The sequence below is a fragment of the Amycolatopsis nigrescens CSC17Ta-90 genome (assembly GCF_000384315.1).
In the GTDB taxonomy this organism is placed as follows: domain Bacteria; phylum Actinomycetota; class Actinomycetes; order Mycobacteriales; family Pseudonocardiaceae; genus Amycolatopsis; species Amycolatopsis nigrescens.
Genome location: NZ_ARVW01000001.1, coordinates 5,169,346 through 5,195,253 on the forward strand (window position 1 = coordinate 5,169,346; position 25,908 = coordinate 5,195,253).

26 protein-coding genes are annotated in these 25,908 nt (G+C 70.2%); 19 read left to right on the forward strand and 7 right to left on the reverse strand.

Annotation, left to right across the window (positions count from 1 at the left end; genetic code table 11):
* Window positions 1–39: 39 nt before the first annotated feature.
* Window positions 40–561 carry an NUDIX domain-containing protein gene (locus tag AMYNI_RS0124545; RefSeq protein ID WP_425387910.1) on the reverse strand — a complete coding sequence of 174 codons (522 nt, stop codon included), beginning with the start codon at window positions 559–561 and terminating at the stop codon, window positions 40–42.
* Window positions 562–664: 103 nt separating this feature from the next.
* On the opposite strand from AMYNI_RS0124545, the gene nucS reads away from it, so the two are divergent.
* The 8 genes from nucS (at window position 665) to AMYNI_RS0124585 (ending at window position 9,667) form a co-directional block, all read left to right on the forward strand.
* Window positions 665–1,324 (forward strand): endonuclease NucS, encoded by a 660-nt coding sequence (gene nucS / locus AMYNI_RS0124550; RefSeq protein ID WP_026360878.1) that lies wholly within the window; start codon window positions 665–667, stop codon window positions 1,322–1,324.
* Window positions 1,325–1,576: 252 nt separating this feature from the next.
* The gene (locus AMYNI_RS0124555) at window positions 1,577–3,277 is read left to right on the forward strand and encodes a sodium:solute symporter family protein (protein ID WP_026360879.1); all 1,701 of its coding nucleotides are present in this window, start codon (window positions 1,577–1,579) and stop codon (window positions 3,275–3,277) included.
* Window positions 3,278–3,289: 12 nt separating this feature from the next.
* Window positions 3,290–3,574, forward strand: coding sequence for a hypothetical protein (locus tag AMYNI_RS0124560; RefSeq protein WP_020670718.1), 285 nt, complete (start codon window positions 3,290–3,292; stop codon window positions 3,572–3,574).
* A gap of 47 nt (window positions 3,575–3,621) precedes the next feature.
* On the forward strand, window positions 3,622–4,614 hold the full coding sequence (locus AMYNI_RS0124565) for a DUF3558 family protein (protein ID WP_157357473.1): 993 nt from the start codon (window positions 3,622–3,624) through the stop codon (window positions 4,612–4,614).
* 23 nt (window positions 4,615–4,637) lie between these two features.
* A complete protein-coding gene (dhaK, locus tag AMYNI_RS0124570; protein ID WP_020670720.1) occupies window positions 4,638–5,639 on the forward strand; it encodes a dihydroxyacetone kinase subunit DhaK in 1,002 nt (333 codons plus the stop codon).
* Between the two features lie 2 nt (window positions 5,640–5,641).
* Window positions 5,642–6,277: a dihydroxyacetone kinase subunit DhaL gene (dhaL, locus tag AMYNI_RS0124575; protein ID WP_026360881.1), complete on the forward strand. Its 636-nt coding sequence runs from the start codon at window positions 5,642–5,644 to the stop codon at window positions 6,275–6,277.
* Between the two features lie 169 nt (window positions 6,278–6,446).
* On the forward strand, window positions 6,447–7,124 hold the full coding sequence (gene dhaM / locus AMYNI_RS0124580; protein ID WP_020670722.1) for a dihydroxyacetone kinase phosphoryl donor subunit DhaM: 678 nt from the start codon (window positions 6,447–6,449) through the stop codon (window positions 7,122–7,124).
* A 764-nt stretch (window positions 7,125–7,888) separates the two neighbouring features.
* Window positions 7,889–9,667 (forward strand): 3-hydroxyacyl-CoA dehydrogenase family protein, encoded by a 1,779-nt coding sequence (locus AMYNI_RS0124585; RefSeq protein WP_026360882.1) that lies wholly within the window; start codon window positions 7,889–7,891, stop codon window positions 9,665–9,667.
* A 6-nt stretch (window positions 9,668–9,673) separates the two neighbouring features.
* Here the strand turns inward: AMYNI_RS0124585 and AMYNI_RS0124590 are convergent, their stop codons facing one another.
* On the reverse strand, window positions 9,674–9,883 hold the full coding sequence (locus tag AMYNI_RS0124590; RefSeq protein ID WP_020670724.1) for an FmdB family zinc ribbon protein: 210 nt from the start codon (window positions 9,881–9,883) through the stop codon (window positions 9,674–9,676).
* Between the two features lie 45 nt (window positions 9,884–9,928).
* On the opposite strand from AMYNI_RS0124590, the gene AMYNI_RS0124595 reads away from it, so the two are divergent.
* On the forward strand, window positions 9,929–11,059 hold the full coding sequence (locus AMYNI_RS0124595) for an alkaline phosphatase family protein (RefSeq protein ID WP_020670725.1): 1,131 nt from the start codon (window positions 9,929–9,931) through the stop codon (window positions 11,057–11,059).
* Between the two features lie 200 nt (window positions 11,060–11,259).
* Here the strand turns inward: AMYNI_RS0124595 and AMYNI_RS0124600 are convergent, their stop codons facing one another.
* Entirely contained in the window at window positions 11,260–11,829 is a 570-nt protein-coding gene (locus AMYNI_RS0124600) for a class I SAM-dependent methyltransferase (protein WP_020670726.1), read from the reverse strand.
* A gap of 55 nt (window positions 11,830–11,884) precedes the next feature.
* On the opposite strand from AMYNI_RS0124600, the gene AMYNI_RS0124605 reads away from it, so the two are divergent.
* A complete protein-coding gene (locus AMYNI_RS0124605; RefSeq protein ID WP_020670727.1) occupies window positions 11,885–12,637 on the forward strand; it encodes an AraC family transcriptional regulator in 753 nt (250 codons plus the stop codon).
* Window positions 12,638–12,659: 22 nt separating this feature from the next.
* Window positions 12,660–12,944: a hypothetical protein gene (locus AMYNI_RS0124610; RefSeq protein WP_020670728.1), complete on the forward strand. Its 285-nt coding sequence runs from the start codon at window positions 12,660–12,662 to the stop codon at window positions 12,942–12,944.
* 42 nt (window positions 12,945–12,986) lie between these two features.
* Here AMYNI_RS0124610 and AMYNI_RS0124615 read toward each other — a convergent pair whose 3' ends face one another.
* The gene (locus tag AMYNI_RS0124615; RefSeq protein WP_020670729.1) at window positions 12,987–13,481 is read right to left on the reverse strand and encodes a GNAT family N-acetyltransferase; all 495 of its coding nucleotides are present in this window, start codon (window positions 13,479–13,481) and stop codon (window positions 12,987–12,989) included.
* Window positions 13,482–13,535: 54 nt separating this feature from the next.
* Here AMYNI_RS0124615 and AMYNI_RS0124620 point away from each other — a divergent pair, with 54 nt between their 5' ends.
* The 8 genes from AMYNI_RS0124620 to AMYNI_RS0124655 all read left to right on the forward strand — a co-directional run bounded on the left by AMYNI_RS0124620 (window position 13,536) and on the right by AMYNI_RS0124655 (window position 22,502).
* Entirely contained in the window at window positions 13,536–14,285 is a 750-nt protein-coding gene (locus AMYNI_RS0124620; RefSeq protein ID WP_020670730.1) for an alpha/beta fold hydrolase, read from the forward strand.
* Between the two features lie 11 nt (window positions 14,286–14,296).
* On the forward strand, window positions 14,297–15,085 hold the full coding sequence (locus tag AMYNI_RS0124625; protein ID WP_020670731.1) for an MBL fold metallo-hydrolase: 789 nt from the start codon (window positions 14,297–14,299) through the stop codon (window positions 15,083–15,085).
* 17 nt (window positions 15,086–15,102) lie between these two features.
* Complete coding sequence (locus AMYNI_RS0124630; protein WP_040407271.1) at window positions 15,103–15,711, forward strand: VTT domain-containing protein; 609 nt, start codon at window positions 15,103–15,105, stop codon at window positions 15,709–15,711.
* On the forward strand, window positions 15,708–17,834 hold the full coding sequence (locus AMYNI_RS0124635; protein ID WP_020670733.1) for a phage holin family protein: 2,127 nt from the start codon (window positions 15,708–15,710) through the stop codon (window positions 17,832–17,834). Before AMYNI_RS0124630 ends, AMYNI_RS0124635 begins: the two co-directional genes overlap by 4 nt.
* 373 nt (window positions 17,835–18,207) lie before the next feature.
* Complete coding sequence (ctaD, locus tag AMYNI_RS0124640) at window positions 18,208–19,989, forward strand: aa3-type cytochrome oxidase subunit I (protein ID WP_020670734.1); 1,782 nt, start codon at window positions 18,208–18,210, stop codon at window positions 19,987–19,989.
* An 89-nt stretch (window positions 19,990–20,078) separates the two neighbouring features.
* Window positions 20,079–21,317, forward strand: coding sequence for a phosphoserine phosphatase SerB (serB, locus tag AMYNI_RS0124645; RefSeq protein WP_020670735.1), 1,239 nt, complete (start codon window positions 20,079–20,081; stop codon window positions 21,315–21,317).
* Window positions 21,314–22,090 (forward strand): peptidyl-tRNA hydrolase, encoded by a 777-nt coding sequence (locus tag AMYNI_RS0124650; RefSeq protein WP_020670736.1) that lies wholly within the window; start codon window positions 21,314–21,316, stop codon window positions 22,088–22,090. The genes serB and AMYNI_RS0124650 overlap by 4 nt, the downstream gene beginning before the upstream one ends.
* 4 nt (window positions 22,091–22,094) lie before the next feature.
* A complete protein-coding gene (locus AMYNI_RS0124655) occupies window positions 22,095–22,502 on the forward strand; it encodes an OsmC family protein (RefSeq protein WP_020670737.1) in 408 nt (135 codons plus the stop codon).
* A 60-nt stretch (window positions 22,503–22,562) separates the two neighbouring features.
* Here the strand turns inward: AMYNI_RS0124655 and AMYNI_RS0124660 are convergent, their stop codons facing one another.
* Genes AMYNI_RS0124660 through AMYNI_RS0124670 form a run of 3 tightly spaced genes read right to left on the reverse strand, consistent with a single transcriptional unit; the run spans window position 22,563 to window position 25,823 of the window.
* Window positions 22,563–23,327 carry a carbonic anhydrase gene (locus AMYNI_RS0124660; protein WP_040405942.1) on the reverse strand — a complete coding sequence of 255 codons (765 nt, stop codon included), beginning with the start codon at window positions 23,325–23,327 and terminating at the stop codon, window positions 22,563–22,565.
* 41 nt (window positions 23,328–23,368) lie between these two features.
* Window positions 23,369–23,719 (reverse strand): hypothetical protein, encoded by a 351-nt coding sequence (locus AMYNI_RS0124665; RefSeq protein ID WP_020670739.1) that lies wholly within the window; start codon window positions 23,717–23,719, stop codon window positions 23,369–23,371.
* 55 nt (window positions 23,720–23,774) lie between these two features.
* Entirely contained in the window at window positions 23,775–25,823 is a 2,049-nt protein-coding gene (locus tag AMYNI_RS0124670; protein WP_020670740.1) for an ATP-dependent DNA helicase, read from the reverse strand.
* Window positions 25,824–25,908: the final 85 nt, after the last annotated feature.

Consider the following 25,908-nt stretch of genomic DNA (forward strand, 5'->3'; position numbering starts at 1 on the left):
TCTTTTGGATATCATTACCCCTGGGCAGGTAACATCGGGTCAGCCGCGCTCGTGCAGCAGGAGCAGGGTGTACGCGGCGATCGACTGGGCGTCGGTGACCTCCCCGGTGGCGATCAGCCGCTCGAACTCGGCCCTGGAGAACCAGGCGGTGGCCATGTCCTGCTCCTCGTGCTCGCGTTCGGCCGCGCCCTCGGTCAGCTCGGTGGCCAGGAAGACCCTGCCGCGCTGGCTGGACATGCCGGCGGCCACGTCCAGCAGGCCGAGCTCCATCATCGAACCGGCGCGCAGCCCGGTCTCCTCGCGCAGCTCGCGGGCGGCAAGGCCGAGCGGCTCCTGCTCGGCGAGCCCCGGCGCGGTGCCCTGCGGGAACTCCCAGCGGCGCAGCCCGAGCGGATAGCGGAACTGTTCCACCAGATGCAGCCGGTCACCGTTCAGCGGAATTATCAGCGCGTAGTCGGGTTTGTCGATCACGCCGTAAATACCGGCCGAGCCGTCCGCCCGCCGAACGGCGTCTTCGCGCACGGTCATCCAGTTGTTCCGATAGACCTCTTGCGTGGTCATCCGCTCGATCATGATCCCATTATGCAGTCCGCCCGGAAATGCGCTGTGAATGGTGCGGGCACCCCGCGAATCGCCTTCCCGTCGCGTCACCTACCCTCGCCGGGTGCGTCTAGTGATCGCTCGTTGCCAGGTGGACTACGCCGGCCGCCTCACCGCCCACCTGCCCATGGCGACCAGGCTGCTGCTGGTCAAGGCGGACGGTTCGGTGTCCGTGCACTCCGACGACCGCGCCTACAAGCCGTTGAACTGGATGAGCCCGCCGTGCTGGCTGATCGAGGACGGCAAGATCTGGACCGTGCAGAACAAGGCCGGCGAGAAGCTGGTGATCAGCATGGAAGAGGTGCTGCACGACGCCGCGCACGAACTCGGCGCCGAACCGGGGCTCGTCAAGGACGGGGTCGAGGCGCATCTCCAGGAACTGCTCGCCGAGCACATCTCCACCCTCGGCGAGGGCTATTCGCTGGTGCGCCGCGAATTCCCGACCGCGATCGGGCCGGTGGACATCATGGCCCGCGACGCCGACGGCGTCTCGGTCGCGGTGGAGATCAAGCGCCGCGGCGAGATCGACGGCGTCGAGCAGCTGACCCGCTACCTGGAACTGCTCAACCGCGACCCGCTGCTCGCCCCGGTGAAGGGCGTGTTCGCCGCGCAGCTGATCAAGCCGCAGGCACGCACGCTCGCCGAAGACCGCGGCATCCGCTGCCTGACGCTGGACTACGACGTGCTGCGCGGCACCGACTCGGACGAGTTCCGGCTGTTCTGAGCCCCGATCACCGCATTCCCGCTGCTCACGGGTCGTGAGTGAAAAATGTTGCCAGGGCAACCGTTTTCACTCACGAGGTGGGGCGGCCGATCAGGTGTCAACACGGATACGGACCGACGCGTCAGGTGCACGTGAGCTACGTCATGCAGTACTGTGCCCCCGGCAGGTTGATCCTGGTGGTTCTTGTTGAATGGTGTTGACTGAATCGGTCCTGGTGGCTGCGATGCTGCAGTTGGAATCGGAGGTGGGTCGGTGCATGTGCTAGCCGAGGCGAACTTGCGCCTTGATGCGAACGCGATCGACTACGTGTTGCTCGCGTTCTACTTCGTCCTGGTCCTTGGCATCGGTTATCTGGCTCGCCGCCAGGTCTCCTCGAGCCTCGACTTCTTCCTCTCCGGTCGTTCACTGCCCGCCTGGGTAACCGGGCTCGCCTTCATCTCGGCGAACCTGGGCGCGATCGAGGTCATGGGCATGTCGGCCAACGGCGCGCAGTACGGCCTGCCGACCGCGCACTACTTCTGGATCGGCGCGGTGCCGGCGATGCTGTTCCTCGGCGTCGTGATGATGCCGTTCTACTACGGCTCCAAGGTGCGCAGCGTTCCCGAGTTCATGCGCCGCCGGTTCGGCAAACCGGCCCACCTCGTCAACGGCATCAGCTTCGCGGTCGCGCAGATCCTGATCGCGGGTGCCAACCTCTTCCTGCTCGCCACCGTGGTGAACCTGCTGCTCGGCTGGCCGATCTGGGTCTCGGTCATCCTGGCCGCCGCGATCGTGCTGACCTACACCGCGCTCGGCGGCCTGTCCGCCGCCATCTACAACGAGGTGCTGCAGTTCTTCGTCATCGTGGCCGCGCTGGTCCCGCTGACCGTGGTCGGCCTGTACAAGGTCGGCGGCTGGCAGGGCCTGGTGGACAAGGTCAGCGGCAGTCCCGGCGGTGCCGACCAGCTGAACTCCTGGCCCGGCAACCAGCTCACCGGTTTCGGCGACAACTTCCTGTCCGTGCTCGGCCTGGTCTTCGGCCTCGGCTTCGTGCTGTCCTTCGGCTACTGGACGACGAACTTCGTCGAGGTGCAGCGCGCGATGGCCTCGAAGAGCATGTCGGCTGCCCGCCGCACGCCGATCATCGGCGCTTTCCCGAAGATGCTCATCCCGTTCATCGTGATCATCCCGGGCATGATCGCCGCGGTCACCGTCACCGAGCTGATGGGGGAGAACAAGACCGCACTGCTCGCCGGAGATCCGTCGGCCAGTGGCGCGGACTTCAACGACGCGCTGCTGCTGCTGATGCGCGACTTGCTGCCCAACGGCATGCTCGGTATCGCCATCGCCGGGCTGCTGGCCTCGTTCATGGCCGGTATGGCGGCGAACCTGAGTTCGTTCAACACGGTGTTCACCTACGACATCTGGCAGTCCTACATCAAGAAGGACAAGCCGGACGGCTACTACCTGAGCTTCGGCAGGCTGGTCACCGCGATCGGCACGATCCTGGCCATCGGTACCGCGTTCATCGCGTCCACCTACTCGAACCTGATGGACTACCTGCAGCAGCTGTTCTCCTTCTTCAACGCGCCGCTGTTCGCCACGTTCATCCTGGGAATGTTCTGGAAGCGGATGACCGCGACCGCGGGCTGGACGGGCCTGGTCTCCGGCACGCTCGCCGCGATCGGCGTCTTCCTGCTGGCCGAGACCGGGGCCTGGGACCTACCGGGCCAGGGCGCCAGCTTCATCGGTGCCGGTGCCGCGTTCGTGGTCGACATCGTGGTCAGCGTCGCGGTCACCTACGCGACCAGGCCGAAACCCGAAGCCGAACTGGTCGGGCTGGTCTATTCGCTGACGCCGAAGAACACCCGGCAGCACTCCACCACCGGCGACGACGCCGGCTGGTACCGCAAGCCGGGCCTGCTCGCCGGCATCGTCCTGATCATCACGATCGTTCTCAACATCATCTTCTAGGAGGTCGGACGCATGGCTACCGAATCGACGTCCGGTACCCGCCGGGCGGGCGCCTTCGACATCAGGCTGATCATCGCGCTGCTGATGGGTGTGTACGGCCTGGTGATCACGATCATGGGCCTCACCGTCACCTCCGACGAGGAACTGGCCAAGGCCGACGGGCTGAACATCAACCTGTGGGCCGGTATCGGCATGCTCGTGTTCACCCTGCTGTTCGTGCTCTGGGCCCGGTTGCGGCCGTTGCAGGTGCCCGAGCCCGAACCGGCGGCGGAGGAGCCTTCGAAACCGACCGAATAGCGAGGTTGTGCGCGCGGGGCACGGTGGGGACGGCTACCGTGCACGGCGTGTTCTTTCGCTCTCGTGGTGCCCGGCCAGTCCGGTATGTCCTGACCGTGCTGGCCGGGTTCGCCGTCGTCACGGGGTGCGGGCCCGACCTCGGCAAGGCCAACTTCCCGCGCACCACCGTGCCCGCCGCGGCCACCGGCGGGCAGAGCGCGGACGGCAAGATCAACGACCCGGCGGTGGCCATCGCCGCGCTGCGCACGGTCGACCCGTGCGGGCTGGTGGACGCCGCCGCGGTCGCCGACCTCGGCGCACCCGGCAAGCAGGACCCGTTCGGCCTGGACAAGTGCAGCAACGAGGTCACCGACGCCGGCGGCAAGACGATCCGGATCTCGGTGCAGCTCGGCGAGCCGCTGATCGGCGTGGACAACGACATCAGCGGCACGGTGGAGGGCCTGCCGCTGATCGAGCGCAAGCAGGACACCGCGGCCTGCTTCGTCACCGCGGTCACCGCGCGGGCCCCGGATCTCGGCGTCACCGTGCAGACCAGGTACGAGGGCGGCGACCCCTGCCGGCCGGGTCGCTCGGTGCTGCAGAAGGTGCTCAAGAAGCTGCGCGACAAGCCGGCCCAGTACCCGCAGCAGCAGGGTTCGCTGATGCCGGTGGACCTGTGCACCACGGCGGACGACGCGGCGGTGACCGAACTGCTCGGCAAGGACATCAAGAAGGAGCCGTTCGGCCTGCACGGCTGCACCTGGACGCCGAACGGCTCCGGCCCCAACGCCACCCTCAACTTCCGGGTGGCCACCACTCCCGGCACGTCGGACGGCACCGAGGTGGATCTCGGCGGCGGGGTCAAGGGATTTCAGAAGTCACGCAGCGAGAGCGCGGCCCAGTGCAACATCGTGTTCCAGCACCGGCCGACCACGAACGGCGAGGGCGAGCTCGTTTCGTTCGACTACAACAACTACCTCGCCGACGCGGGGAGCGAAGACGCGTGCGGCAAGGCGCTCAAGGTGGTCAAGGCTGTGGTGCCGAAACTTCCCAGTTCCTGAACTTGGAAAACACAGGAGGCCGCATGAAGAAGATCATCAACGATCCGTCGACCGTGGTCGCGGAGTCGTTACGCGGGCTCGCGGCGGCACACGCCGATCTGCTCCGGGTGCGCGACGACCCGGCGGTGGTGCTGCGCGCGGACGCTCCGGTTGCAGGCCAGGTGGCGGTGATCTCCGGCGGGGGCTCCGGGCACGAGCCGCTGCACGGCGGGTTCGTCGGCCCCGGCATGCTGCACGCCGCGGTGCCGGGGGCGGTGTTCACCTCGCCGACCCCGGACGCTGTGCAGGCCGCGGTGGAGGCCACCGCCGGTGAACGGGGCGCGCTGCTGATCGTGAAGAACTACACCGGGGACGTGCTGAACTTCGAGACCGCCGCCGAGCTCGCCGCGGTGGACGGGGTGGATGTGCGCAGCGTGGTGATCGACGACGACGTGGCGGTGGCCGACTCGACCTTCACCGCGGGCCGTCGCGGGGTAGGCGGCACCGTGCTGCTGGAGAAGCTCACCGGTGCGGCGGCGGCAAGGGGCGACTCGCTGGACTCGCTGGAAGCCTTGGCGCGCAAGGTGATCAGCCAGGTCCGCTCGATTGGCGTTGCGCTCACCCCGCCGACCGTGCCGCACGCGGGGGAGCCCAGTTTCACCCTCGCGGAAGACGAGATCGAGTTCGGCATCGGCATCCACGGCGAGCCGGGCCGGGAGCGGATCCCGGCTGAGCCCGCGGACGCGCTGGTCCGGCGGATGGTGGACGCGGTCTGCACGGACCTGCCCTTCGGCGAAGGCGACCGGGTGCTGCTGTTCACCAACTCGATGGGCGGCACCCCGCTGCTGGAGCTCTACCTGGCGCACGGCATCGCCGAGCGGCTGCTGGCCGAGCGCGGCATCACCGTGGAGCGCAGGCTGGTCGGGCCGTACATCACCAGCCTGGAGATGCAGGGCATCAGCCTCACCGTGGCGAAGGTGGACGACGAGCTGGTCGAACTCTGGGATGCGCCGGTGCACACCGCCGCGCTGCGATGGGGAGTGTGAGGATGAGCTGTACAGCGGAAGGCGTGGCCGCCGCGTTGCGCGCGGCCGCGGTGGTGGTCGCCGAGCATCGTGCAGAGCTGATCGAGCTGGACCGCGCCATCGGCGACGCGGACCACGGCGAGAACCTCAACCGGGGCTTCGCCGCGATCGTGTCCGCTTTGGACGCGGGCTCGGTGCCGGAGACCGCGGGCGGTGTGCTGAAACTGGCCGCGACCACGCTCATTTCAAAGGTCGGCGGAGCGGCGGGGCCGTTGTACGGCACGGCTTTCCTGCGCGCGGCGAGCTCGATCGGCGACAAGTCCGAAATGGACTCCGCCGCGCTGGCCGCCGCGCTTCGGGCCGGCCTGGAAGGCGTGCAGGCGCGGGGAAAGGCCGTCGAAGGCGACGCCACCATGGTGGACGCGCTGCTGCCGGCGGTGGCCGCCGCGGAGGCGGCCGCGGCCGATGGCGGCGACGCCGGTGCCGTGCTTGCCGCCGCCGCGAACGCCGCGGACAAGGGTGCTGAGTCCACTGTGGACATAGTGCCGCGCAAAGGCAGGGCCTCCTACCTCGGGGAGCGCGCGGTCGGCCATCTCGACCCCGGCGCCAGGTCCACGGCGGTACTGCTGCGGGCATTCGCGGAGGCGGTCGCCGGATGAGTGGCCCTGTGTCAAGCCGCGGCACCCAGGACGACCATGGCGCGCGCACCGGCCGGCAGGCCCCGCTATCGGGGCGGCAGGGCGCTCATCTGGTCATCCTTGCGGGGCAACGGGAGTCGCGCCCTGTCGACACGATCGCGGATGCGCGCAGACTCGCGGAGGAGTGGGCATGAGCGTGGGACTTGTGCTGGTCTCGCACAGCGCGAAGCTGGCCGAAGGGCTGGCCGAGCTGGCCGTGCAGATGGCGCCGGACGTCACCGTGGTCCCGGCGGGCGGGCTGCCGGGCGGCGGACTGGGCACCGACTACGACGGGGTGGTGGCCGCGGTGCAGCGGGCCGACTCCGGTGACGGGGTGGTGCTGCTCTACGACCTCGGCAGCGCGCAGATGACCGCCGAGCTGGCGGTGGAGTCGCTGGCCGACCCAGCCGGCGCGGCGGTGGTGGACGCGCCGCTGGTGGAGGGCTCGATCGCCGCCGCGGTCGCCGCGCAGGGCGGCGCGGGCCGGGCCGCGGTGGCCGCGGCCGCCGCCTCGGCGGGGGCGCCGCCGGACCTCGCGGTCACGCTGCCGGATGACGGCGGTGCCGGTGAGGGTGTCGAGCTGACCCTGAGCAACGACGTCGGCCTGCACGCCCGGCCGGCCGCGTTGCTGGCCAGGAGTCTGACCGGGCTGGACGCCGAGGTCACCATCAGGCTCGGCGACTCGGTGGCGGACGCGCACAGCGTGCTCGCGCTGATGTCCCTCGGCGCGCGGATGGGCGACCGGATCGAGGTGCGGGCCGGCGGGGCGCAGGCCGCCGAGGCGATGCGGGTGGTCAAGGAGCTGGTCGAGCGCAATTTCGACGAGTGAGCCCGGTGGAGTGCCGGATGTCACGTTTCGGCCGGTGCGGTCGCGGTGCTGGTGACCGTTCGCCGGAGGTTTGCGAATAGGAGCCGGCCGCGCCGTGGATGAGGGCGGTCCACGGCGCGGCCGGTTGTTTCCGGCCGGTCAGCCGACGCCGATGGCCTTGAGCAGCGCGAGTAGCGCGTCGACCAGTGAACCGAGAATGCTCGTCGATCCCATCGTTTTCTCCGTTCTCTTCCGGTGGTTCGTGCTCAGCCGATTCCGATGGCGTGCAGCAGGGCGGACAACGCTTCGACGAGCTGGCCGATAATGCTCATGGGTTTCTCCTCCTGGTTGGTGCGGCGGTTTCGGTGCCTTGACGACCGGTGCCCGCCGTGTGTCGGGAATCAGATCCCGCGCTCATTTCGGCCAGGTTATCGTCGTTTTCGTCTTGGTTAACGGAAATCATCGAGCATTTCCTGGCGATGAATTCGCAGGTGATCGCGGTTGCTCACAAGGAGCGTCGCGCTGTGATCGCCATCGCCTTTGTTCGGTACTGGCAGATTGTTCCCGGCGGCTGACCCGTTTTGCGCCTATCGAGCTGACAGCCGTTTTAGAATTCGTGTCAGCAATGGCTTTCGTCGATTCATCCGGTTTTGGCGTACGTTGTGATTTCACTCGATAGGGGGCCGTTCTGACTCGATTCCGAAGCCCGACGACCCTGCTGGATCTTGCGCCGCATGGCACTATCTAGCCGGAAACTACCAGCGAGTAACCACCGGAGGCCGGTTGTGGCACGGGAGATCGCGAGTGTGGGAGTTGTCGGCCTCGGCACGATGGGGGCCGGAATCGCCGAGGTACTGGCCCGCAGCGGGCTGTCCGTCATCGGGGTGGAGGTCGGCGACGACGGGGTGGCGCGCGGCCGCGGGCACCTCGAGCACTCGACCGGCCGGGCGCTGAGCAAGGGCAAGCTGGACGAAGCCGGCCGCGCGGAGCTGCTGGGGAGGGTCTCCTACAGCACCTCGCTGCACGATCTCGCCGAGGTGGACCTGGTGATCGAGGCGATTCCGGAGAGCCTCGAACTGAAGGCCGAGGTGTTCGCGCAGCTGGACAAGATCACCGGGCCGGACACCGTGTTCGTCTCGAACACCTCGTCCCTGTCGATCACCGAGATCGGCGTGCACACCGCACGTCCGGGCAAGGTCGTCGGCATGCACTTTTTCAACCCGGCTCCGGTGCTGAAGCTGGTGGAGATCGTGCGGACGGTGGTCACCGAGCCGGGCGTGGTCGAAGAGGTCACCGCCTTCGCCGAGCGGCTCGGCAAGACGCCGGTGGTGATGGGCGACCGCGCCGGCTTCATCGCGAACGCGCTGCTGTTCGGCTACCTCAACCACGCGGTGCGGATGTACGAGCAGCGCTACGCCACCCGCGAGGACCTGGACGCGGCGATGCGGTTCGGCTGCGGTTACCCGATGGGCCCGCTGGCGCTGCTCGACCTGATCGGGCTGGACACCGCGTACGAAATCCTGGACACGATGTACCACCAGTCGCGCAACCGGCTGCACGCACCGGCGCCGCTGCTGAAGCAGATGATCACCGCCGGCCTGCTGGGCCGGAAGGTGGGCCGCGGCTTCTACAGCTACGACGCGCCGGACTCGCCGAACGTGGTCGCCGACGCGATCGGCGCCGAATCGTCCACTGTGGACGAATCGGCGCTGCGCGAGGTGCGACGGGTCGGTGTGGTCGGCACCGGCACGATGGCAACCGGGATCGTCGAGGTGTTCGCCAAACGCGGTTACCCGGTGGTGCTGCGGGCACGCAGTGCGGAGAAGGCCGAGGCGGCCGTCGCGCGGGTGCGCAAGTCGCTGGACAAGGCCGTGGCCAAGGGGAAGCTGAGCGAGGGCGACGCCGCTGCCGCGCTCGGCCGGATCTCCCCGGCGGTCGAGTTCGAGGAACTGGCCGACGTGGATCTGGTGGTGGAGGCCGTCGCCGAGGAGCTGCCGGTGAAGCAGGCCGTGTTCGCCGCGCTGGACGACGTGGTCCGGCCGGGCGCGATCCTGGCCACCACCACCTCCTCGCTGCCGGTGATCGAGTGCGCCGCGGCCACCTCGCGGCCTTCAGCTGTGCTCGGCATGCACTTCTTCAACCCGGCGCCGGTGATGAAGCTGGTCGAGGTGGTCAGCACCATCGCCACCGCGCCGGAGGTGACCGCCACCGCGGCCGCGGTGTGCGGGGAACTCGGCAAGCATCCGGTGCGCTGCGGCGACCGGGCCGGGTTCATCGTGAACGCGCTGCTTTTCCCTTACCTCAACGACGCGGTCAAGATGCTGGAGGCGCACTACGCCGGCGCAGACGACATCGACACCGCGATGAAGGTCGGCTGCGGGCTGCCGATGGGCCCGTTCGAGCTGCTCGACGTGGTGGGCCTGGACGTGTCGCTGGCGATCGAGCGCACGCTGTACAACGAGTTCCGCGAAGAGGGTTTCGCGCCGGCGCCGTTGCTGGAGCACCTGGTCACCGCGGGCAGGCTCGGCCGCAAGACCGGCAAGGGCTTCGGCGACTACACCTGAGTCGGTTCAGGAACAGCAGCCGCCTCCGCAGCAGCCACCGGAGGGTGCGGAGGCGGCTGGGCCGATGGCCGAGCCGGTGAGCGCGACCGTGGTGAGCAGTTTGACGGTGTCCTGGTGGCCCTCGGGGCAGTCGGCCGGCGCGCTGGACTCGCTCATCGGCCGGTTCAGCTCGAAGGTCTCGGTGCATTCGCGGCAGCGGTACGCGTAGGTCGGCATGCACCCATTATCGCGGGATCACGCCGCGGGTGGGAAGCTGCCAAGGTGCAGCCGCCTTCGCTGGGAGAACATCCGCATCTGGCCGCCGTGGTGCCTTCGGCGCTGGCCGCGATCGGCACCGGTGGGTTTCCGAACACGCTCGGCTTGCCGTCGTCGGCCGGGATCTGCGTGCTGCTCGTGGACGGCCTCGGCTGGGAGCTGCTGAACGAGTACCGCGCCGACGCCCCGGTGCTGAGCGGGCTTTCCGCGTCGCCGCTGCGGGTCGGCTATCCGGCCACCACCGCGGCCGGGCTGGCCGCGATCGGTACCGGCGTGGCCACCGGCGAGCACGGCATGGCCGGCTACACGTTCGAGATGCCGGGGGCCGGCGTGCTCAACGCGTTGCGCTGGTGCAGCCACGAAGACGGCGGTGACCTTCGCGGCGCGCTGCCGCCGGAGGAGGTGCAGCCGCTGCCGACCACCTTCGCCCGCGCCAGCGCCGCCGGGGTGACGACCAGTGTGGTGTCCTCCGCGAAGTTCGCCGACTCGGCGCTGACCAGGGCGGTGCTGCGGGGTGCCCGCTACGTCGGCGTGCACGCCCTCGGTGACCTTGCCGCCGGCGCACTGCACGCGCTGCGCGAGCGGCCGAGCTTCTGCTACGCGTACCACAGCGAACTCGACATGCTGGGTCATCTGCACGGCCCCGGTTCGACCGCTTGGCGGATGCAGCTCCGGCAGGTCGACCGGCTGGTGGAGTCGCTGGTGGACGGCCTGCCGCCGGGCCGGACCCTGGCGGTGGTGGCCGACCACGGCATGGTGCGGGTGGACGACACCGCGGTGGACCTGGACACGACTCCGGAGCTGCTCGCCGGGGTGCGCGCGGTCGGCGGCGAGGTGCGGGCACGGCACATCTACACCGAGGACGGTGCCGCGCCGGAGGTACTGGCAGCCTGGCGCTCGCTCGTCGGTGACCGGGCCTGGGTGGCGGGCCGGGACGAGGCCGTGGAGTCGGGCTGGTTCGGCCCCACCGTGTCGGACCGGGTGCGGCCGCGGATCGGTGACGTGGTGGCCGCCGCTCGTGACCGGTTCGGCATGCTGCGCGAGGACGTCGAGCCGATCGAGTCCTCGCTGATCGGCCAGCACGGCTCGTTCACCACCGCCGAACAGCTCGTTCCCCTTGCGCTGCACACTTCCTGACACTCTTCCGTCCTTTTAGGACGCCCTGGGTCCTGGTTGGTGCGGGTGAGTTGTGCACAGGTTGTCCTGCCTGTGCACAACTGCCTGTGAGCGGAGGTCTTGTCGGCGGTGGGGCGATAGGCTGGAGCGGGGCCGCCCCCCGGGAGTGGTGGGGGCTGCGCGGGTGGCCGTGCAAGTGGTTGCGCGGGACGGAAAGCGGGTCAGGCCGGGGCGACGGCGCGCCAGCGGAGGTTCGCGGCGCGGGTGGTCACTTCGATGTCGGTGAAGCCGGCCGCGTGCAGGCGGTCCGGCAGAGTCGCCACCGGTATCGGGTTGTACGTGTCGCCGAGGTGGATCAGCCGGAACGCGAGCCCGTGCACGCCGTCGCTGCCGGCGAACACGCCACCGGGCCGCAGCACCCGCCGGGCCTCCGCGAAAAGCGCGTCCTGCTGTTCCGGGGTCGGCACGTGGTGCAGCATGGTGAAGCAGACGACCGAGCTGAACTCGTTGTCCGGCAACGGCATTGAGGCGCCATCGCCGTGCACGAACTCGGCGCGGTCGGGGAAATCGCGGCGCAGGCCGTCGAGCAGTTCCTCGCTGATCTCCAGCGCGGTCAGGCTCGGCACCAGCTCGGCCAGCACCCGCAGGTTCGCGCCGTAGCCGGGGCCGATCTCCAGTGCCCGGTCACCGAGGTGGACACCGTCCAGCGACCACGGCAGCAGCTGCCGCTCAACTTTTTCCGCCCAGGTCTTCGAACTGCACAGCTTCCGGTGGAGCAGGTTCATCGGCATGTGCGCAACGCTAGGCAGTCCGGGCGCTGGCCGATAGGCGCTAGGCTGCCAGTCGATGTCGCAGAACAGCCAACTGGTGCCGGGGCCGGGCGCGATGCTGCTCGGCGGGATCGACCTGCCGGCGGGTGCCTGGTTCGGCTGGCACCGGCACGACGCGCACCAGCTGGCCTGGGCGGTGCGCGGAGTGGTCGCGGTGAACGTCGGTGACGCGCACTGGGTGCTGCCGCCGACCATGGCGCTCTGGCTGCCGGCCGGGGTCGAGCACCGCACCGGCGCCACCAGCCGCGCGCTGCTGCGCGGGGTCTACGCGGATCCCGGCCGGTGCCCGGTGGACTGGCCGGAGCCGCGGCTGGTCCGCGTCACCTCCCTGCTGCGGGAGCTGCTGGAGCACCTGGCCAGAGCCGACCTGGCGGATCCGCCCCGCCTGCGTGCCGAGTCGGTGGTGTTCGACCTGCTCGAACCGGTCGAGGTGATGCCGATCAGCCTGCCGATGCCGGTCGACCCGCGGGCCAGGTTCGTCGCCAACGCGCTGCTCGCGGACCCGGCCGACCAGCGCGGGCTGGCCGAGTTCGGCCGCGCGGCCCGCGCCGGGGAGCGCACGCTGGCCAGGCTCTTCCTCGCCGAGACCAAGCTGACCTTCGGCCGCTGGCGGACCCAGGCCAGATTGCGGGCGGCGCTGCCGTTGCTGGCCGCCGGCCTGCCGCTGACCGCGGTGTCCAGACGCGCCGGCTACTCGTCGCCGAGCGCGTTCATCGCGGCCTTCCGGCGCGCGGTCGGCATCCCGCCCGGTGAGTACTTCGCCCGCTAGAACCACTGGCTAACGTGAAGGGGTGCCGCGACGCAACCGCCAGTCCACAAACCGCCCGGCCCGCGAGTTCGGGTCCGCGATGGGCTGGGCGCAGGCCGAGTCGGGGCCGGACGGGGACTGGCTGATCCGTACCGTGCCGGGCGCGCAGGCGACCAAGACCTACCGCTGCCCCGGCTGCGACCACGAGATCCGGCCCGCCGTGCCGCATATCGTGGTCTGGCCTGCCGACGAGACCGGTTCGGTGGCCGACCGGCGGCACTGGCACCGGCCATGCTGGCAGGCGCGGGAGCGGCGCAGGCCCCGCTAGCCGAAGCACTCTTTACCGCTGAGGCGCCATGTCCGCCATGTCTCAGCCCCGGCGGTAGTGCCGCGAGAGCAGCCCGAAATAGTCGGCCACGGTGTAGTCGGTGAAACCGAGCCGTTCGGCCACCCGGATCGACGGAACGTTCTCCACCGACACACTGATCACCACCGGCCGCTCCGGCACCTCGCGCTCGGCCCACGCGACCACGGCGGCGGCCATTTCGGACGCGTATCCCTTGCCCCAGGCGCCGGGGGAGAACCGGTAGTACAGGTTCAGCACCTCTTCGTCACCGAAGCGCCGGTTGGCCACGCCGCCGACCCCGAGCAACTCACCGGTCCCGGCCTCGACCGCGGCCAGGTACCCGTAGCCGTACTCGCCCCAGTGCGTCAGCCACTGGTCGAACTTCTGCTCGCTTTCCGCCACCGATGGCGGATCCGGATTGAACCGGTTGGTCCGCGGGTCGGTCTGGATCTCGATCACTTCGGCCCGGTCGGACTCCCGCAACGGCCGCAGCAGCAGCCGTTCGGTCCGGATCTCCATGAGTTGGGTGGTCACCCCTGCGACGGTAGCCCGCGGGTCCGACACAATGTCGGTATGGCTGACCTTCCACTGGTGCTGCTGCACGCCTTTCCGCTCGACTCGCGGATGTGGAACGCGGTGCGAGAACCGCTGGCCAAACGCGTCCGGGTGATCAGCGCGGATCAGCGCGGCCTCGGCCGCACCGCACTGCCGGTGTCCGACCGGGCGCCCAGCCTCGAGGACGCGGCCAGGGACGTGCTGGCCATGCTGGACAAGCTGGAGCTGGACCGGGTGGTGCTCGGTGGCTGCTCGATGGGCGGCTACCTGGCGATGGCCGTGCTGCGCGCGGCACCGGAGCGGGTCGGCGGGCTGGTGCTGATCGACACCAAGGCGAGCGCGGACACGCCCGTCGCGGCCGAAAACCGCCTCGCCGTCGCGGATCGCGCGGAAGCGAAGGGGATCGAGGGCTGGCTCGCGCCGTCGATGCTGGCGAAGCTGCTCAGCGTCGGCACCATGTACCGGCGGCCGGACATCGTGGAGACCGTCCGCGACTTGATCGAGTCGCAGCCGCCGGCCGGGATCGCCTGGGCGCAGCGCGCGATGGCCGCCCGGCCCGACTCGCTGGACCTGCTGCGCGAGGCCGACATTCCGGCGCTGGTGCTGGTCGGCGGCGAGGACAAGCTGACCCCGGTGCCCGAAGCCCGCGCGATGGCCGAAGCGCTGCCGAACGGCAAGCTCGTCGTGCTGCCCGGTACCGCGCACCTCACCCCGCTGGAGGACCCCGCGGCCGTGGTGGGGGCCATTCAGGACTGGTATCCGTCTTGAGTGGAATGGCCATGCGGTTCCTTGGCCACTCGACGGTGCGGATCGAGATCGCCGGCCGGGTGGTCCTGACCGACCCCGTGCTCGGCGCCAAGGTGGGCCCGCTGAGCAGGGTCGCCGCCCCGCTCGACCCGGCGGCCTGGGCTGGCGTGGATCTGGTGCTCATCTCCCACCTGCACGGCGACCACCTGCACCTGCCGTCGCTCCGGCTGCTCGGCCCGCAGGTCAGGGTGGTCGTCCCGGCCGGGGCGGGCGAGTGGCTGCGGAGGCGGGGCGTCCGCCGGGTGGAGGAGCTGAGCCCCGGCGAGGAACTGGTGGACGGCGAACTGCGGATCACCGCGACCTACGCGGCGCATTCCGGCCATCGCTGGGGTCCCCGGTTCACCCACGGCCCGCACGCGCCCGCGATCGGCCACCTGCTCCGGGCGCCGGGCAGTGCGGGCAGCGGGGTGTACTTCGCCGGCGACACCGACCTTTTCCCGGCGATGGCCGATCTCGCCGGCGCGGTGGACGTCGCACTGCTGCCGGTCTGGGGCTGGGGCCCGTCACTCGGCCCCGGCCATCTCGACCCGCACCGCGCAGCACAGGCGGTGGACCTGGTCAAGCCGGGGCTCGCGGTGCCGGTGCACTGGGGCACGCTCGCCCTGCCCGGCCTGGCCCGCGGCCGCCGGATGCGGCGGCTGCTGGTCGAACCGCCGCGGGTGTTCGCCGACGAGGTGGCCGCGCACGGCTCGCCCACCGACGTCGTGGTGGTGCGTCCCGGGCACGAGATCCCGCTCGGCGCCGGTTCGGAGGCCCGGTGACCGGGATGGTGCTGGCCGTGAACTGGTCCGATCCGGCCGCGATCGGCTACCCGGTGCTCTTCGGCGGCGTACTGCTCGGCTCGGTCATCCCGGTCGTGCCCACCGGGGCGGTGGTCGGCGCGGCCGCCGCGGTGGCGATGACCACCCCGCACCTGAACCTGCCGCTGGTGCTGCTGCTGTCCACCGTCGCCGCCTTCGCCGGTGACGTGCTGACCTTCGCGGTGGCCAGGCTCGGCGGGCCGGCCGCGGTCCGCTGGGTCGCCCGCGGCCAGCGGACCGAGCAGCTGGAGAAGGTCCGCGGCCAGTTCGCCCGCCGCGGCTGGCAGCTGGTGGTGATCGGCCGGCTGGTGCCGGCCGGCCGCATCCCGGTGCTGCTCGCGGCCGGCGCGCTGGCCTACCCGTGGCGGCGGCTGCTGCCCGCTGCGCTGGGCGCCTGCCTGCTGTGGGCGGTGGCGTACGCCTTGCTCGGCGTGGTCAGCGGCGGCATCTTCGACTCACCGCTGATCGCCACCCTGATCGCCACGCTGCTGGTACTGCTGGTCACCGTGCTGGCGAACCTGGTCAGCCGGTACCGCAAGAAACGGGCCCAAGAAACAGGCAAGGCGAAGACCGGAGGATCGTCTTGAACACGCTCCCACCGAACGGTCGGCTGCTCCGGGGCGGGCGCGTTTTCGCGCGTGCCCTGCTGGTCTGGGCCGCGGTCACCGTGCTGCTGAACGTGCTGGACTCGATGCTGGCCGGGTTCGAGATGGACAGCTGGTGGCAGCCGCTGGTCTGCGCGCTGCTGTTCGGCCTGCTGACCGCCGTGGTCTGGCCGCTGGTGCTGCGGGTCGCGCTGCCGGTGGCGTTCTTCACCCTCGGCCTCGGCAGCTTCCTGCTGCTCGGCGCCGGGGTGCTGGCCATCTCCTTCGCGGTGCCCGGGGTGGTGGTCGCCGACCTGCGCACCGCGGTGATCGTGACCGTCGGCGTGTCCGCGGTCGGTGGCCTGACCAGCAGCCTGCTGGCCATCGACGAGGACGAGATCTTCTTCCGCCGCGCCGCGCGCCGGGCGAACCGGCAGGGGAACCGGGACGAGCTCCCGCCAGGGGTGCTGTTCCTGCAGGTCGACGGCCTCGGTTACGACGTGGTCCGGCGCGCCATCCGGGACGGTGATATGCCCACCCTGGCCGGCTGGCTGGCCGCGGACAGCCACGGCCTCGGCCTGTGGCACACCGACTGGAGCTCGCAGACCGGGGCCAGCGTCTGCGGCATCCTGCACGGCTCGAACCACGACATCCTCGGGTTCCGCTGGTACGAAAAGGACCGCGACCACGTGATGGCCTGCGCACATCCTCGGGACGCGGCCGAGATCGAGCGGCGGCACTCGGACGGCCGCGGCCTGCTCGCCGGCGACGGCGCGGCCAGGGGGAACCTCTTCACCGGCGACGCCCCGCACTTCAGCCTGACCATGAGCTCGATCGCCGGGCTGGTCCCGAAGGGCAAGCGGCGCCGGCGCTCCCGCGCGGACCGGGTCGGCGCGGGCTACTACGCCTACTTCGTGAACCCGGCGAACGCCCTGCGCACCCTGGCCGCCGCGCTGATCGACGTCGGCCGCGAGCTTTCCGCCGCGGCAAGGCAGCGGCGCGCGGACGTGCGGCCGCGGGTGAAACGCGGCGGCGTCTACCCGCTGGCGCGGCCCGGCACCACGGTGATCGCCCGTGACGTGGTGGTCTCCGCGATCATCGAGGACATCCTCGCCGGCAGGCCCGCGGTGTACGCGGATTTCCTCGGCTACGACGAGGTCGCGCACCACTCCGGCATCGAACGCTTCGACGCGCTCGCCGTGCTCCGCTCGATCGACCAGCAGATCGGCAGGCTGCACCGGGCCGCGCAGCTCGGCCCGCGCCGCTACCACCTGGTGGTGCTCTCCGACCACGGGCAGACCCAGGGCTGGGCGTTCGCCGACCGGTTCGGCGAGTCCATCGAGACGGTGGTCGGCAGGCTGTGCGGTGGCCCGGCCGCTGCGGCCGGCGGGAAGAGTCCCCGTCGCCAGGCCGAGGGCTGGCAGGCCACCGCGGCGCTGGCCGAGGCGACCGCCGGCGGCGGCCTGATCGCCAGGCGGTTACGCGGCCGGGTGGAGCACGCCGGCACCACGGCGGGCCAGGCCCGCACGCCCAGCGGCGCGCCCGGCGAGGTCAGCCGGGCCGCGCCAGGGGTCGTGGTGGTGGTCTCCGGGCATGTGGCGATGGTCTCATTCACCGAGCACGAGGGCCGCGTGCCGCTGGAGGTCATCGAGCGCGAGTTCCCGCAGCTGCTGCCCGAGCTGGTGGACCACGACGGGGTCGGCTTCATGCTGGTGCGCAGCGAGGAGTTCGGCCCGGTGGTGCTCGGTCGGGACGGGCTGCACCGGCTGGCCACCGGCGTGGTGATCGGTGCGGACCCGCTGGCCGATTACGGCCCGCACGCCGCTGAGCTGGTCAAACGGGTGGACGCCTTCCCGCACTGCGCCGACATCATGATCAACAGCCGGTACGACCCGGAGACCGAGAACGCGTCGCCGTTCGAACCGCACGTCGGCTCGCACGGCGCGCTCGGCGGGCCGCAGGCACGGGGATTCCTGGTGTACCCCAAGGAGTTCCCGCCGCCCGGCGAACCGGTCGGTGCGGAGGCGGTGCACCGGCTGTTCCGCGACTGGCTGACCCACCTCGGCCACCCTGGCGCCGCACCGCCCGCCGAGCAGGCCGATCCGGTGCAGGTTCAGGCCGGATAGCCGGCCCGCGATCGGCTGAGAAACTGGTAATACGAACACGCCACGAGTCGTCCATTCCCGCACTTACGGCTTGCCCCGCCGGGTGGGGCGGGCGTTCTGACCATCGTCATACCCGGTCCCACCAGTACTTTCGACCCTTTCGTGTGCATTTCGGACCGTTCGGCGCGCGGCCGGTGGCTCCGTCCGAAGCGGACGCGGCCGGCACCGTCGCGGCGGTGAATTCACCGCGCACGGCGTGATCTTGCCAGCCGTGCGCACCACGCCGGGCGGTGAGCGCTACGATCCATTCAGTCGCCGGGGAGGGTGCTTGCGCTCGCCCGGGCGGCCGCCGTGAGGCGACCACCACAGAGGCTCATTAGTGCAGGAGGCAGGAGTGACGGCCGTAGCCCCCCAGCCGATCGCGACGCGTCCCTATCCGACGCGCGAAACGGTAAAGGGTTCGTACCTGCTGCGGTTGTTCCGCACTACGGACCCGAAGCAAATCGGGATCATGTACCTGGTCACGTCGTTCGCCTTCTTCATGATCGGCGGCGCGATGGCCATGCTCATGCGCAGTGAGCTCGCCAGGCCGGGGCTGCAGTTCCTGTCCCAGGAGCAGTACAACCAGCTGTTCACCATGCACGGCACGATCATGCTGCTGATGTACGCGACGCCCAGCTTGTTCGGCTTCGCGAACTTCATCCTGCCGCTGCAGATCGGCGCGCCGGACGTGGCCTTCCCCCGGCTGAACGCCTTCTCCTACTGGCTGTTCCTGTTCGGCAGCCTGATCGCGATCTCCGGCTTCCTGACCCCGGGTGGCGCCGCCGACTTCGGCTGGTTCGCCTACACCCCGCTGTCGGACGCGATCCACTCGCCTGGGATGGGCGCCGACCTGTGGATCGTCGGTCTGGTGATCTCCGGTCTCGGCACGATCCTCGGTGCGGTCAACATGATCACCACGGTGGTCTGCCTGCGGGCGCCGGGCATGACGATGTACCGGATGCCGATCTTCACCTGGAACATCCTGATCACCAGCATCCTGATCCTGCTGGCGTTCCCGATCCTCACCGCGGCACTGATGGGGCTGCTGGCCGATCGAAAACTCGGGGCACACGTCTTCGACCCGGCCAACGGTGGTGCGATCCTCTGGCAGCATCTGTTCTGGTTCTTTGGCCATCCAGAGGTCTACATCGTCGCTTTGCCGTTCTTCGGGATCGTGTCCGAGATCTTCCCGGTGTTCAGCCGAAAACCGGTGTTCGGCTACAAGACGCTGGTCTGGGCGACGCTGAGCATCGCCGCGCTGTCGGTCGCGGTGTGGGCGCACCACATGTACGCCACCGGCGCAGTGCTGCTGCCGTTCTTCTCGTTCATGACCTTCCTGATCGCGGTGCCGACCGGCGTGAAGTTCTTCAACTGGATCGGCACGATGTGGAAGGGCCAGCTGAGTTTCGAGACACCCATGTTGTTCTCGCTCGGCTTCCTGGTCACCTTCCTCTTCGGCGGGCTCACCGGCGTCATGCTGGCCGCGCCCGCGATCGACTTCCACGTCTCGGACAGCTATTTCGTGGTGGCGCACTTCCACTACGTGCTCTACGGGACGATCGTGTTCGCCACCTTCGCCGGGATCTACTTCTGGTTCCCCAAGTTCACCGGCCGGATGATGGACGAGCCGTTGGGCAAGCTGCACTTCTGGACCACGTTCATCGGCTTCCACGGCACCTTCCTGGTGCAGCACTGGCTTGGCAACGAGGGCATGCCGCGGCGGTACGCCGACTACCTGGCCAGTGACGGGTTCACCACGCTGAACACGATCTCCACGATCGGCGCGTACATCCTGGGTGCCTCCACCCTGCCGTTCATCTGGAACGTGTTCCGAAGCTACCGGTACGGCGAAGTGGTCACAGTGGACGATCCATGGGGTTACGGCAACTCCCTGGAGTGGGCGACATCCTGCCCGCCGCCACGGCACAACTTCACCGAGCTGCCGAGGATCCGGTCCGAACGGCCCGCCTTCGAGCTGCACTACCCGCACATGGTCGAGCGAATGCGCACCGAGGGTGAGATCACCTTCACCGGTAAGCAGAAGCTGCACGACGGGGCCAGGACCCCGTCGCAGGTGCTCACCGAGGCGGTCGTCCCCGGTAAGCACGACGAGGACAACGCAAGCGAACAGTGAGCAGCTAGACCGAGATTCGGGCGCCGGGTGACAACCGGCGCCCGAACTCGCGTCTGGCCCCTATGCGGAGGAAGAGCGAGGGAAGCACCGTGAGCCAGACCCCCGTCCTGATCACCACGACCGGACCGGACAAGCCTGGCGTTTCCTCCGTGCTGTTCGCGGTGCTCACCCGGCACGGGGTCGAAGTGCTCGACGTCGAACAGGTGGTCATCAGGGGACAGCTGGTGCTCGGTGTGCTGGCCGGGGTGGATTCCGACCCGGAGGCCCTGCAGGAGGCCGCCGAGCAGGCGATGGCCACGGTCGGCATGCAGGTCGAGGTGCGGATCGGCGCGGCCATCGGCTCGGAGCCCTTCGCGCCGGGCCAGCGCGACTCCAGTCACGTGCTGGTGGTGCTCGGCCGTCCGGTCACCGCGCGCGCCTTCGCCGAGGTGGCCCGCGGACTGGCCGGGCTGAACGTCAACATCGACGCGATCCGCAGTGTCGCCGACTATCCGGTGACCGGGCTCGAACTCCGCGTCTCGGTTTCAGCGGATTCTTCGGACGCCGTCCGGGCGGACGCCGAGCTGCGGTCCACTGTGGTCGACCTCGCCGCGCGGGTAGGTCTGGACATCGCGGTCGAGCGGGCCGGGCTGTCCCGGCGGGCGAAGCGGCTGGTGGTCTTCGACGTGGACTCGACCCTGGTGCAGGGCGAGGTAATCGAGATGCTCGCCGCGTACGCCGGGGTGGAACCGAAGGTCCGCGAGATCACCGACGCCGCGATGCGGGGCGAGCTCAACTTCACCGAGTCGCTGGAGCGGCGGGTCGAGCTGCTGGCCGGGCTGCCGGAGTCCGTGCTGGGCGAGGTGGCGGATTCGCTGGAGCTGATGCCCGGCGCCAGGACCACGGTGCGCACCCTGAAGCGGCTCGGTTTCCACTGCGGCGTGGTCTCCGGCGGTTTCACCAGCATCATCGAAAAGCTGGTGGACGACCTCGGGCTCGACTTCGCCGCGGCGAACGAACTCGAGGTGGTGGACGGCAAGCTGACCGGCCGGGTGCTCGGCGACGTGGTGGACAGGGCGGGCAAGGCCACCGCGCTGCGCCGGTTCGCCGACGAGTACGGCATCCCGCTGGCCCAGTGCGTCGCCGTCGGCGACGGGGCGAACGACATCGACATGCTGGCCGCGGCGGGCATGGGCGTGGCGTTCAACGCCAAGCCGGCGCTGCGGGAGGTCGCAGACACCGCGCTGTCCCACCCGTACCTGGACGCGGTGCTGTTCGTGCTCGGGGTGACCAGGGGCGAGGTGGAGGCCGCGGACGCCGCGGACGGCCACCCGCTCAGCCGGCCGTGAACGAGGTGCTGGGCCCGCTGGCCGCCCGCTACGCCGACTGGCTGGACCTGCCCGCCGAATTGACCGCGGACACCGCCGACGAGGAGCCGGGCGAAGTCCGCGCCATGCCGGTGATCCTGCGAATCGAGCGGGCCGAACCACCGGAGCGCACCCCGCTGCTGGAGGCGGCCGCCGCGGCCGCGCTGGCGGTCTGCTTCGACGAGCGCGCCGAGCCGGGCGGCGAGTGGCACGACGAGCTGAAGGCCTGGGTGGATGGCCGGATCCGCAAGGTCGCCCGGCGGGCCCGCGGGGCGCACTGGCAGGCGGTGCAGGAGCTGCCCGGCGTCACCGTGACGGTGGACGGCGCGCAGGTCCGGGCGCTGCTGCCGGGCCGGGTGGTGGACGCCCCGAAGGAGGTGTCCAGGCTGCAGATCTCCGGCAGCGAGCTGCCGCCGGACGAGCCGGGCCCGGCTACGGGCGGGGTTCCGCTGCTGCTGCTCAACCCGAAGGTGGCGATGACCGTGGGCAAGGCGGCCGCGCAGGTCGGGCACGCCACCATGATCCTCGGCTCGCTGCTGGACGAAGCCGCCCGCGAGGCATGGGCCGGACAGGATTTCCGGTGCGCGGTCCGCATTCCCGGTATCGGCAGGTGGAACGAGCTGCATCCCGGCGCCGAACCCGGCCTAGCGTGGCGGGAGCGAGGTGTGGTCGCGGTCCGCGACGCCGGTTTCACCGAGGTGGATCCCGGCACCGTCACCGTGCTCGCCCAGTGGCAGTCCAGCCGAACGGAGTAGCGGGATGACAGGGCTCGAAGTACAGCGGACCGGCAGGCACGAGTTCGTCGGCCGGAACGACCGCGGCGCCGAGGTGCGGCTCGGCCGGGCCGGGCAGGACGGGGTGTTCTCGCCGGCCGAACTGTTGCAGGTGGCCGCGGCCGGCTGCGCGGGGGTGACCGCGGAGGAGCTGATCACCCGGCGGATCGGCGAGGACTCGAAGTTCCGGGTCGAGGTGTCCGCGGACCGCCGGGAGGGCGCGTCGGAGCTCGACGCGGTGCACGTCAGGTTCGACGCTGACGTCTCGGCGCTGGACGACGAGCAGCGCCAGGCGCTCGCGCTGGCCGTGGACCGCGCCATCGAGCGCCTCTGCACGGTCAGCCGCACGCTGAAAAAGGCCATCCCGGTCACCGAAGAGTTCCCGACCGCCTAAGGGCAAATAGTCGGCTATTTGCCGCACGACTCCTGGGCAAGAAGTCGGCTGTTTGCCGTCTCAGGTGAGTTCGGAGACCTTGCCGTCGGCGAGGTCGTAGGTGGCGGCGACGACCTTCAGGCCGCGCTGGGCCACGGCGTCGCGGATGATCTCCGAGCGCTCGGCGAGTTCGGTTTTGACCCGCCTGGCCTGCTCGGCGACGCAGGCGGTGAGGAACTTGCCGGGGTCCGGGTCCGGCGGGGTCGCCAAGACGGCGGGCTCCACCGCGCGCACCAGGGTGGCGATGTTGCCGGTGACCTCGCCCTTGTGCCGCACCAGATCGATCGCCGCGGAGACCGCACCGCAGCCGGCGTGCCCGAGCACCACGACGAGGTTCGTCCGCACGTGCTCGACGCTGTACTCGATGCTGCCGAGCACCGCGTCGTCCAGCACCTCGCCGGCGGAGCGGACGGTGAAGACGTCGCCGAGCCCGGTGTCGAAGACCAGCTCGGGGGTCACCCGCGAATCTCCGCAACCGAGCACGCAGGCGAACGGGTGCTGCGCCTGCACCAGCGAACTGCGCCACTGCGCGGCCTGGTGCGGGTGGGTGGGCTGGTCCCCGATGAAACGGGTGTTTCCGGCCAGCAACTGCTTCCACGCGTCTTCGCCGGAAACTGCGCCGGCAGCCTCCGATGGCGGCGCGGTCGGTGCGGGCGCCGCGCTGCTGCTCGTCGCCGCGGCGCGGTCGGCCGAGGCGCAGGCGGAGAGCAGCCCACCGCCGGCGGCTAGCGTGGTCAGACCGAACACGTGCCTGCGGGTCAGCGCACGGCTACCGGGAAGAACCATCCCGGCAGGTTAACCCCGCCGGGTGCGGATGAACCTGTGACCTAGGACGCGTTGGCGTCCTCGGCCTTCCACACCACGTAGGCCTCGTCGGCGTCGGTGGTCATGGCTTCGATGAACTTCTCGTTGTCGAAGCCGGGCAGGCTCTGCAGCCGTTCGATCAGCGCGTCCGCCGCGGGGTCGCCGCTGGGCACCGCGGTGCCGTTGCCGTCCGAGCCGGCCAGCATCAGGAACACGTCCTCTTTCCACGGACCCTCGGGAATCACCCTGATCACCACGGCGGAAAGTTCCGCCCAGGTCACCGACTCCTCGCTGCCGTCCGCGAGCTGGCGGCGCACACCGGTGTCGTCGACGCTGACCGAACGCGAACGGGCGTTGGCTGACTCCTGGGACAAGGCAGGCTCCCTGTGTATACGGTCTGTTTACGGTACTTGTGCGCTGTTCGCCCGTTCAGGCGGGGGCGGCCGCATCAAGTCTTCGCAGCGCGGCACGGGCCACTTCCGGGTCTTGCGTCGGCCAGAAGGGCGGCAGGGAAGCGCGCAGGAAACCGCCGTAGCGCGCGGTCGCCAGCCTGGAGTCCAGCACCGCGACCACCCCGCGGTCGGCCATCGAACGGTGCAGCCTGCCGGTGCCCTGTGCCAGCAGCAGCGCCGCGTGGGTGGCCGCCACGGTGAGGAACCCGTTGCCACCCCTGGCCTCCACCGCCCGCTGCCGGGCAGAGGACACCGGATCGTCCGGCCGGGGGAACGGGATCCGGTCCACCACCACGAGTTGCAGGGACGGCCCCGGTACATCCACGCCCTGCCACAGCGAAAGCGTGCCGAACAGGCAGGTGCGCGGGTCGTCGGCGAACTTGCGCACCAGCAGGCCGGTGGAGTCCTCGCCCTGGCACAGGATCGGGTGCTTGACCCGGTCGCGCAGCTCCTCGGTGGCCTGCTTCGCGGCGCGCATCGAGGAGAACAGCCCGAGCGTGCGGCCACCGGCGGCCTCCACCAGCTCGGCCAATTCGTCCAAAGTGGACTTCTGCAGCCCGTCGCGGCCGGGGGCGGGCAGGTGCTTTGCCACGTAGAGGATGCCGTTGCGCTTGTGGTCGAACGGGGAGCCGACGTCCAGCCCGGACCATTTCGGCTCGTCGTCGTCCGATGGCGGCTCCTTGTCCGTCGCGGTGCCCTCGGCCTTGCGCACCGCGGCCTGACCCGGCGGCAGGCCCCACTGCCTCGCCAGCGTGTCGAAGGTGCCACCGAGGGTGAGCGTGGCGGAGGTGAGCACCGTGGTGTTCTGGTTGAACACCCGCTCGCGGAGCAGCCCGGCCACGCCGAGCGGAGCGACCTTCAGCGATGGCGGGCGCGGGTTCGCGGAGAACCTGTCGTTCTGCAGCCACACCACATCGCGCTGGTGCGCCTGGTCGTCGTCGAAGGCGTCCAGCAGCCGGACCGCGGTGTCGTGCACCTCTTCCAGCAGGGACCTGGCCAGTTTGCGGCTGGTGGCCTCGTCCACGTCCTCCTTGCGGTCCGAACCGAGCGCGGTGAGGCAGCCGTGCGCGGCGTCGCGGATCGCGGGCAGCGCGCCCCGCAGCGCCTGCGGCAGCGCGTCCATCCGGCCCGAGGGCAGGTCCTCCACCACCAGCGCCAGCCCGTCGCCGGACTCCATCAGCCGGTCCGCGATGTCCGCGTCGATCAGCTTGCCGCAGCGCCGGACCGCGGCCGAGATCATGCCGCTGGTCAGCTCCGCGGTGGCCACCGAGGTGACCCGGTCCACCAGGTCGTGCGCCTCGTCGATGATCACCAGATCGTGCTCGGGCAGTACCTGGTAGCCCTGCAGCGCGTCGATGGCGAGCAGCGCGTGATTGGTGACCACCACGTCCGCGCGACCCGCTTCGCCGCGTGCCTTCTCCGCGAAGCAGTCCACGCCGATCGGGCAGCGCGACACCCCGAGGCATTCCTTCGCGGTCACCGAAACCTGCCGCCACGCCTGTTCGGACACCCCGGGCACCAGTTCGTCGCGGTCGCCGGTCTCGGTGTCCGACGACCACTCGTAGAGCCGCTTGACCTCCTTGCCCATCCGCGACACCGCGAACGGGTCGAACAGGGCCGCGTCCTCCGGCTCCTCCGGCGCGCCGGTGTCCAGCCGATGCAGGCAGAGATAGTTGCGGCGGCCCTTGAGGATGGCGAAGGTCGGTTCGCGGCCGAGGGGCTTCTTCAGCGCCTTGGCCAGCCGGGGCAGATCCCGGTCCACGAGCTGGCGCTGGAGCGCGATGGTGGCCGTGGAGACCACCACGGTGGCCTCTCGTTCCACCGCGTGCCGGATCGCCGGTACCAGGTACGCCAGCGACTTCCCGGTGCCGGTGCCCGCCTGCACGGCGAGGTGCTCGCCGGTGCGGATCGCCCGGCCGACCGCCTCCGCCATCTGCACCTGCCCGGCGCGCTCGGCTCCGCCCACCGCCTCGATGGCGTGGGTCAGCAGCTCGTTGACGCCGGGGAAGTCAGCTCGGGGTGGCACGAGGGCAGACGTTACCGGGGGCCACCGTCAGTTCCCGGCACGCCTCTTCCTTGCGGGTTCTCGTGCCGCTCGAACCGGGTCCACC

Bases quoted from the DNA above. Each gene is read 5' to 3' on its own strand.
- AMYNI_RS0124545 (WP_425387910.1), bottom strand. From the start codon at position 561: ATGACCACGCAAGAGGTCTATCGGAACAACTGGATGACCGTGCGCGAA.
- AMYNI_RS0124560 (WP_020670718.1), top strand. From the start codon at position 3,290: ATGGCTACCGAATCGACGTCCGGTACCCGCCGGGCGGGCGCCTTCGAC.
- dhaK (WP_020670720.1), top strand. From the start codon at position 4,638: ATGAAGAAGATCATCAACGATCCGTCGACCGTGGTCGCGGAGTCGTTA.
- dhaL (WP_026360881.1), top strand. From the start codon at position 5,642: ATGAGCTGTACAGCGGAAGGCGTGGCCGCCGCGTTGCGCGCGGCCGCG.
- dhaM (WP_020670722.1), top strand. From the start codon at position 6,447: ATGAGCGTGGGACTTGTGCTGGTCTCGCACAGCGCGAAGCTGGCCGAA.
- AMYNI_RS0124590 (WP_020670724.1), bottom strand. From the start codon at position 9,883: ATGCCGACCTACGCGTACCGCTGCCGCGAATGCACCGAGACCTTCGAG.
- AMYNI_RS0124600 (WP_020670726.1), bottom strand. From the start codon at position 11,829: ATGCCGATGAACCTGCTCCACCGGAAGCTGTGCAGTTCGAAGACCTGG.
- AMYNI_RS0124605 (WP_020670727.1), top strand. From the start codon at position 11,885: ATGTCGCAGAACAGCCAACTGGTGCCGGGGCCGGGCGCGATGCTGCTC.
- AMYNI_RS0124615 (WP_020670729.1), bottom strand. From the start codon at position 13,481: ATGGAGATCCGGACCGAACGGCTGCTGCTGCGGCCGTTGCGGGAGTCC.
- AMYNI_RS0124620 (WP_020670730.1), top strand. From the start codon at position 13,536: ATGGCTGACCTTCCACTGGTGCTGCTGCACGCCTTTCCGCTCGACTCG.
- AMYNI_RS0124625 (WP_020670731.1), top strand. From the start codon at position 14,297: ATGCGGTTCCTTGGCCACTCGACGGTGCGGATCGAGATCGCCGGCCGG.
- AMYNI_RS0124655 (WP_020670737.1), top strand. From the start codon at position 22,095: ATGACAGGGCTCGAAGTACAGCGGACCGGCAGGCACGAGTTCGTCGGC.
- AMYNI_RS0124660 (WP_040405942.1), bottom strand. From the start codon at position 23,327: ATGGTTCTTCCCGGTAGCCGTGCGCTGACCCGCAGGCACGTGTTCGGT.